Here is a 5888-nt window from a genome sequence, read left to right as displayed (position 1 = left end):
CCGCCGCCCATGATCCACCCCCCGTCGGCGGCGTAGTTCGCTGCGGACTCAACGGAGTCGGGCACTCGGACCGCTGTGATCATGTCCGTCCCTTTCTCGCGACCGCGCACGGCGGCCGCCCTGGGGAGAGGCACATCGAATCAACTATCGATAATCGATTCAAAGTAGCCCTCTGGTGATCGCCGGACAAGCGTGGGGCGGATGATCGATAATCGATTTTGCCTCCTCGCGTTGGCTACGATGTCCGCATGACGTCCGACGAGCCGGTGAAACTGTCACGCCTGACGCTGTCTCAGCAGATCCGTGATTCGCTCGTGGGCCGGATCGTCTCCGGAGAGATCGCACCCGGCGAGCGGCTCGTCGAGACGCGGCTCGCCGCGACCTATGGCACCAGTCAGGCCCCGGTCCGCGAGGCGCTGCGCGAGCTCGAGGCCATGCGGATGGTCGAGACCCGTCCGCGTCGTGGCACGTTCGTCCGGCACTTCGTCCAGCAGACGCTGCGGGAGAGCTATGTCGTGCGCGCCGCGCTGGAGGAGACGGCCACCCGGCTCGCCCTCCTCGGCGGCACCATGCCCGTGGCGGCGCTGCGGTCGGAGGTGGCGGCGATGCGAGCGGCGGCCCACGGCGACGACTCCGAGGCGGCCGTGCGGGCCAGCGTGGCGTTCCACCGCCACATCGTCGACGCCGCACAGAACGAGCTGCTCAAGCTGTCCTGGGAAGCGCTGCAGATCGAGGCCCGGACCTCCGTGACGGTGGTCGCCGCGGGCGTCGACCTCGGCGACATCGCACGCGATCACGCCGAACTGCTCGCGTCGATCGAGGACGGGGAACTCGAGGCGGCCTGCAAGCACGCCAGAGACCACCAGTGGCACTACGCCGCCCTGCCGCACGACGCGCACGGGCGCAGCCGCCAGAGCGCCGGCTGACCGCTGACGGTCCACGCCGGATCCAACGGTCACGGTCACGGCGAGCGGCTGCCGAATGGCCGAAAGCGGCTAGGCGCCGTCTCGTCGGCCCCGGATAGCGTGATGGCGTGATTCGTGCCGAAGGAGGATCTGTGAGGGCCTGCATTCTGCTCGCGCGATGTGCGACCGCCGCGGTCGCGACTCTGACCATCGGCGTCGTCTCGGCGCCCGTCGCGCTCGCTCACGGAAGCGCGTCAGGAATCAGGATCAAGGAAGGCGGGCACGGCGTCAAAGCGATCGGGGACGGCTTCGTGCTGAAGCTCTCCAAGCGATCGATCGACGTGCGCATCGACGAGGAGGAATTCGGCGACCCGAGCTCCGGAAACCCGATCCAGCGGCAGACCATCGACCTCACCGGGCTCACTCTGCGGCCCTTCGAATGCGCGAACGGCACGTACACGATCAGAACGGGAACCTTCGCGCGGACCATTCGGGTCTCCCGGTTCGAGCGGCGGCCGCCGCCCTACACACCCGAGTTCGCCACCGGCAACCCCGGCATCTTCACGCCCTTCGTCGGTGTACTCGACGGAACCGTGACCGACGCGAACGGCGAGACCCTCCGGTTCTTCATCTCGGACCTGGTGCACGAGGAACTGACCGCGCACGGCTTCACCGCGACGGCGCCGATCCATGGCCTGTTCGTCGACCAGCGCGGTCGCGTACGGGATCGCATCTCGCTCATCGGCCGGTTCCGCTCCGGGCCGGGTGGTGAGAACGCCAGGTACGTCATCGAGGACCGTGGCACCTGCCGGCAGATCGCGGACCTCCCCTACGGCCCGGGCAGCGCCCGGTCCGTGGTGACCGGACCGCTGTTCGTGCTGCCGTTCAGCGCGCCCGTGAAGGTGCTCCCGCACCACGACTGAGCCGGACGAGCACTGAGCCGGGAGCACTGAGCCGGACGAGCACTGGGACGGCGAAGCGAGAGGCGGGCGTCCGCCGGCCACGGCGTCCGCCTCTCGCCCGTTCACCTGGACGGCTACCGCCGCCGCAGTGCCTTGTCCGTCAGCGCCGGCGGCACGTAGTAGCTGTCCGCCGCGTTGAGATCGGTGCCCGGCGGCACGATCTCGTCGATCCGGTCCAGCACGTCCTCGCTCAGCACCGTGTCGGTGCCGGTCAGCAGACCGTCGAGATGCTCCATGGTGCGCGGCCCGATGATGACCGACGTGACTGCCGGGTGTGCCAGGACGAATCCGAGCGCCAGGTGCGGCAGCGGCAGACCGGCCTCCTCCGCGAGCTTGGCCAGCTCGCCGACGGCCTGGAGCTTGCGCGCGTTCTCCGGCAGAGACGGATCGAACTTGTGCCGTTCCAAGGCCGCGCGGCCGGTGCCCGACAGGTCGATGTCGGCCGCCTGCGTGTACCGGCCGGACAGCCAGCCCGCCGACAGCGGGCCCCAGGTCAGCACGCCCATCCCGTATTTGAGCGTGGTCGGGAGCACCGCAGCCTCGACGCCGCGCGCCAGGATGGAGTACGGCGGCTGCTCGGTGCGGAAACGAACGTGACCGCGCCGCTCGGAGACCCACTGGGCCTCGACGATCTGCTCGGCCGGGAACGTGGAGCTGCCCACGGCCAGCACCTTGCCCGCCCGGACCAGGTCGGTGAGGGCGGAGAGGGTCTCGTCGATGTCCGTGGCCGTGTCGGGGCGGTGGATCTGGTAGAGGTCGATGTGGTCGGTGCCCAGACGGCGCAGGCTGCTCTCCACCTCGCGGACCAGCCAGCGCCGGGAGTTCCCGCCGTGGTTGGCGTCCGGGCCCATCGAACCGTGGGCCTTGGTCGCCAGGACGACGTCGTCACGGCGGCCCTTGAGCGCCTTGCCGACGATCTCCTCCGACTCTCCCGCGGAGTAGATGTCCGCGGTGTCGATGAAGTTGATCCCGGCGTCCAGGGCGCGGTGAATGATCCGCACGCCGTCGTCGTGGTCCTTGTTGCCCATGGCACCGAACATCATCGCGCCGAGCGCGAATTCGCTCACGGAGATGCCGGTGCCGCCGAGGATCCTGCGTTTCATCTGTCCTCCAGCCGCCTTCGTCGCGGCTCGTCTCGTGGGTGTGGCCTTCGCGGGCTTCGTGGATATGGACACAGCCTCCGCGCCGCGACGGGCATGGTGCCAGGCCTGGCTCAACCTGGGACTGCCAGAACCACCCATGGCAGCAACGCCGGATAATGGGGACATGGGGCATGTTGCGAACGAGATCACTCCGTTTCTGAAGGCACGGCGGGCCGCGCTCGACCCCGCCGCTCTGGGCCTGCGCGACGGGCTCGTCCGGCGGCGGGTACGGGGCCTGCGTCGCGAGGAGGTCGCACAGCTGGCCGGGGTCAGCGTCGACTAATACACGCGCATCGAGCAGGGCCGAGCGCCCGCCATCTCCGACGCGGTGCTCGACGCGGTGGCGCGGGCGTTGCGCCTGACGCCAGGCGAGCACGCGTACCTGCGCAACATCACGCTGCCGCGACGGCGAGCCGGCACGGGTGCGGCCGCCTGTGACGGCAGGGGTGCCAGGCCGCGGGTGCGGCCGCAGATCCGGGAGTTGCTGGACGCGATGGACGACGCGGTGCCCGCGATCGTCTACGGCCCGGGCATGGACATGTTGGCCTGGAACCGGATGGCCGGCCGGCTCTCGTTCGACTTCGACGCGCTCCCGGAGTCAGAGCTCAACGGAGCCCGGCTGCTCTTCCTGCATCCCGAGGCCAGGGTGTTCTATCCCGCCTGGGCCGAGGTGGCGGAAGAGATCGTGGCGAGCCTGCGCGCCGATATCGGCCGCCACCCCGACCAGCCCCGGGTGCACCGCGTCATCTGCGAGCTGCGCGAGTCGAGCGAGGAGTTCCGGCACTACTGGGAGGCGCAGAGCGTGCTGGACCGCAACCACGGCACCAAGCGCATTCTCAACCCCGAGGTCGGCGAACTGGTGCTGACCTATGAGGCGCTCTCGCTGCCCGCCGACGCCGGCCAGCGGCTCTGCACCTACACGGCACCGAAGGGTTCGGTGACCGAGAAGAGGCTGCGAGCGCTGACGGAGAAGGTCGGCGCGAGCCTGGCCTGAGGCACCGGGCCCGCTCCCGGAAGCGCTATGGGTTCGGGGCCTGGGCTGGGCCGCGTGCGCGTAAGACCGTCATCGACCTGCTCCCACCCGGGCCGTCTCGCCGGCTCTGCGTACCGGAGCGGCGGGTCTGGCGGTCCATCCGTACCGGGTGCGCAGTGCTCCCGCCCCACGGCACAGCAGATAGAGCGTGAAAGAGATCGTGGTGACGTAGGGGCTGATCGGAATGCTGCCGCCCAGAGCCAGCAGGATGCCGCCGAGCATCGAGATCGTCGCGAAGGCGACGCTGAGGACGGGGACGAGCGCCGGTGACGCGGTGACCCGCATGGCGGCCGCCGCGGGGGTGCACACCAGGGCCAAGACCAGCAGTGCCCCAACGACCTGGATCGAGGTGGCGACCGCCAGACCCAGCACGAGGGTGAAGATCGGTGACAGCGCCCGCACCGGGACGCCTCTGGCGGCCGCCACCTCGGGGTCCAGGCTGGCGAAGGCGAGCGGCCGCCACATCACGACGAGGCAGATGAGCACGATGGCGGCGGTGCCGATCAGCCAGGACATCTGGGGAGTGTCGATGGCGACGATCTGCCCGGTCAGGATGCCGAACTTGTTGGCTGCGCGGCCCTTGTAGAGGGACAGGAACAGCACACCGAGGCCGAGCCCGAAGGGCATGAGGACGCCGATGATGGAGTTGCGGTCGCGGGAGCCGATGCCGAGCGCACCGATGATGGCGGCTGCGAGGATCGCTCCGGTGATGGAGCCGCCGACGATGTCGATGCCCAGCAGGAGCGCGGCCGAGGCGCCGGCGAAGGACAGTTCGGCGATTCCGTGCACGGCGAAGGCGAGGTCGCGCATGATGACGAACGTGCCGATGAGGCCGCCCATGAGGCCGAGCACGGCGCCGGCGATGAGGGAGTTGCGGACCAGCCCCAGCAGCTCGCCGTAGTCGTCGAAGTCGAAGATCTGGTGCCAGACGCCCGGGTCGCCGGTGCCCGTGGCGAGGACCGCGTGCGTGATCATGGCCTCGGTTCCCTGTGGTCGTCGTGCTCGTGGTGGGCGGCCTGTTCGGGGGCTCCGACAATGACCAGGCGGCCGTGGGCGTGGATGACCTCGACCGGGGTCCCGTACAGGTCCGACAGCACCGGGGAGGTCATGACCTGCTGCGGCGTTCCGGTGCGGAAGCGGCCCCCGGCGAGGTACAGCACCCGGTCGACCAGCCCCAGGATGGGGTTGATCTCATGGGTGACGAACACGACGGCGGTGCCGTGTGAGCGGCGCCGCCGGTCGAGCAGGGCCGTGACGGCGCGCTGGTGGTTGAGGTCGAGGGTGAGCAGCGGTTCATCGCACAGCAGGATGCGCGGGTCGGTGGCCAGGGCCTGGGCGATGCGGACCCGCTGCTGTTCGCCGCCGGACAGCAGGCCGAGTGGCACATCGGCGTAGGCCTCCGCTCCGACGGACCGCAAGATGTCCTGCACGTGATGCCGTGTCCCGGCTTTCGGCGGGCGCCACCCCCAGCGGTGTCCATCGATCCCGAAGCGGACCAGGTCGCGGGCGCGCAGCGGTGTGTACGGAGCGATGCTCTTGTGCTGGGGGATGTAGCCGATCAGGTCGCTGCCGCGCCGGGGCGGTGTGCCGTTGATCGTCACGGTCCCGGCGGTCAGCGGCTGGAGGCCGAGCAGGACGCGCAGCAGGCTGGTCTTGCCCGATCCGTTCGGTCCCAGGACGGCGAGGAACTCGCCCGGCGCCACGTCGAGGTTCAGCCCGCGCCAGAGCACGCGGTCGCCGTACGACAACGCGGCGTCGCGGAGGCTGATCACAGAGGCGTCGCCGGAGCCGGCGCGGTCGGCACGGGCGTCGCCGGGCCCCGGCAGGGACCCGGCGACGCCCATCG

At 70.1% G+C, this 5888-nt stretch carries 7 protein-coding genes; 4 read left to right on the top strand and 3 right to left on the bottom strand.

Translation table 11 applies throughout. The features are described from left to right. The first annotated feature begins 248 nt into the window (after nt 1-248). Both HKK72_RS35005 and HKK72_RS35000 read left to right on the top strand, forming a co-directional pair. The gene (locus HKK72_RS35005; protein ID WP_187238699.1) at nt 249-926 is read left to right on the top strand and encodes a GntR family transcriptional regulator; all 678 of its coding nucleotides are present in this window, start codon (nt 249-251) and stop codon (nt 924-926) included. Between the two features lie 131 nt (nt 927-1057). After that, nucleotides 1058-1828 (top strand): hypothetical protein, encoded by a 771-nt coding sequence (locus HKK72_RS35000; RefSeq protein ID WP_187238698.1) that lies wholly within the window; start codon nt 1058-1060, stop codon nt 1826-1828. Between the two features lie 113 nt (nt 1829-1941). Here HKK72_RS35000 and HKK72_RS34995 read toward each other — a convergent pair whose 3' ends face one another. Beyond that, the gene (locus HKK72_RS34995; protein ID WP_187238697.1) at nt 1942-2970 is read right to left on the bottom strand and encodes an aldo/keto reductase; all 1029 of its coding nucleotides are present in this window, start codon (nt 2968-2970) and stop codon (nt 1942-1944) included. Nucleotides 2971-3133: 163 nt separating this feature from the next. Between HKK72_RS34995 and HKK72_RS41800 the strand changes: the two genes are divergently transcribed. Further along, the gene (locus HKK72_RS41800) at nt 3134-3292 is read left to right on the top strand and encodes a hypothetical protein (RefSeq protein WP_261987497.1); all 159 of its coding nucleotides are present in this window, start codon (nt 3134-3136) and stop codon (nt 3290-3292) included. Nucleotides 3293-3337: 45 nt separating this feature from the next. Next, nucleotides 3338-4003, top strand: a complete 666-nt coding sequence (locus HKK72_RS34990) for an XRE family transcriptional regulator (protein WP_315987601.1) — start codon at nt 3338-3340, stop codon at nt 4001-4003. Between the two features lie 69 nt (nt 4004-4072). Here the strand turns inward: HKK72_RS34990 and HKK72_RS34985 are convergent, their stop codons facing one another. Both HKK72_RS34985 and HKK72_RS34980 read right to left on the bottom strand, forming a co-directional pair. Continuing rightward, nucleotides 4073-5017, bottom strand: a complete 945-nt coding sequence (locus tag HKK72_RS34985; RefSeq protein ID WP_187238696.1) for a metal ABC transporter permease — start codon at nt 5015-5017, stop codon at nt 4073-4075. Then, nucleotides 5014-5888: metal ABC transporter ATP-binding protein (locus HKK72_RS34980; RefSeq protein WP_187238695.1), on the bottom strand; the 875-nt coding region annotated here is incomplete at its 5' end. The genes HKK72_RS34980 and HKK72_RS34985, both read right to left, overlap by 4 nt.

The sequence above is a fragment of the Actinomadura sp. HBU206391 genome, from assembly GCF_014323665.1.
In the GTDB taxonomy this organism is placed as follows: Bacteria; Actinomycetota; Actinomycetes; order Streptosporangiales; family Streptosporangiaceae; genus Actinomadura_C.
Note: the sequence above shows the minus strand (reverse complement) of the source record. Positions and strands in the feature narration are given on the sequence as shown.

Excerpts from the sequence above, each read along its gene's own strand:
- HKK72_RS35005 (WP_187238699.1), top strand. The coding sequence starts at position 249 with ATGACGTCCGACGAGCCGGTGAAACTGTCACGCCTGACGCTGTCTCAG.
- HKK72_RS34995 (WP_187238697.1), bottom strand. The coding sequence starts at position 2,970 with ATGAAACGCAGGATCCTCGGCGGCACCGGCATCTCCGTGAGCGAATTC.
- HKK72_RS41800 (WP_261987497.1), top strand. The coding sequence starts at position 3,134 with ATGGGGCATGTTGCGAACGAGATCACTCCGTTTCTGAAGGCACGGCGG.
- HKK72_RS34985 (WP_187238696.1), bottom strand. The coding sequence starts at position 5,017 with ATGATCACGCACGCGGTCCTCGCCACGGGCACCGGCGACCCGGGCGTC.